The 1,086-nt window shown below is 39.5% G+C and carries 1 protein-coding gene; it reads left to right on the plus strand.

The window, feature by feature from the left end; genetic code table 11:
* Nucleotides 1-31: 31 nt before the first annotated feature.
* A complete protein-coding gene (locus RMB03_RS00590; RefSeq protein WP_311073133.1) occupies nt 32-1,063 on the plus strand; it encodes a fimbrial protein in 1,032 nt (343 codons plus the stop codon).
* Nucleotides 1,064-1,086 lie beyond the last annotated feature (23 nt).

A 1,086-nucleotide genomic window follows, 5' to 3' on the forward strand; every position in this document is an offset into this window, starting at 1 on the left:
AAAGCATGGTAATGACTGAGGCTGTCTGCAAATGAAAAGAATATTATTAACAGGTGCTCTATTTACTGCTGGTCTTGGCGTTTATGGTGAAGCTAATGCATCTTGTACAGCAAGTAACTCTAACTCTGGCGCCTCATTTAGTACGATTGATATTCCTATGGCGGTTGGACGAGTTGTTGTTCGACCAAGTGATGCCGTCGGCAAAATTCTCGTAAAATCAACATTTCCAATTACCGCTAATGGATCACGATACAGATGTACATCAAGTTCAGATTCTCTTATTGCTACACTTACCCAAGGTTACCCCTTAAGCCCACTGGGCAATAGTATTTACTCTACAAATATTCCTGGGATCGGTATTCGTTTATACCGTGAAGCTTTAGATAATGCGAATTTTTCTGGTTATTATCCATATACGCGGAGTATAACAGTCAATGCTAATCATGTTCTTTCTTCGGGTTACTTTGTTGTTGAAATCGTAAAAACAGCAGAACAAACAGGTTCTGGTACTCTTGTTCCTGGGTTATATAGTCGATACTATGCCACTGGTCATAGTGCCAATCCATTCTTAACCAGTACCGTTTATGGTAATGCAATTACCATTGCATCATCGTCATGTGAACTCCAAGGCGATATAAATAAAGCAATTCAACTTCCTACCGTTACTAAATCAGGATTTACAGGTGTTGGTTCCACTCAAGGCGAACAGACTTTTGATATCAACATTCTGTGTAATGGTGGTGAGAATCCAACAGGGTATGAAGAGAAAAACCTGATTAGTTTAAGTTACGACTTTACACAAGATGGAACCAATGATCAGGTTTTGAGTAATATCGCTCCCACTACTGACAGTGCAAGTGGAGTTGGTGTACAATTACTCTGGAATTACCAAGGTGCAAACCAAGTCATCAAAAAAGGTGATAAATTAGCCTTAGGTACATTGTCTTCTAACCAGACACTTCAATATAACGTACCGATGACTGCCCGCTATTATCAAACAGCAGCAAATGTAACTGCCGGTAAAGTACGTGCAATGGCTACTGTAACTATTGAATATGATTAGCATATCGTCAGGAGCTAAATCTT

Origin of the sequence: Acinetobacter sp. V91_7, assembly GCF_031799075.1 — a bacterium.
Taxonomy (GTDB): Bacteria; Pseudomonadota; Gammaproteobacteria; order Pseudomonadales; family Moraxellaceae; genus Acinetobacter; species Acinetobacter calcoaceticus.

What these genes read in the sequence shown, in the direction of transcription:
- RMB03_RS00590 (WP_311073133.1), top strand. Translation starts at nt 32, where the DNA reads ATGAAAAGAATATTATTAACAGGTGCTCTATTTACTGCTGGTCTTGGC.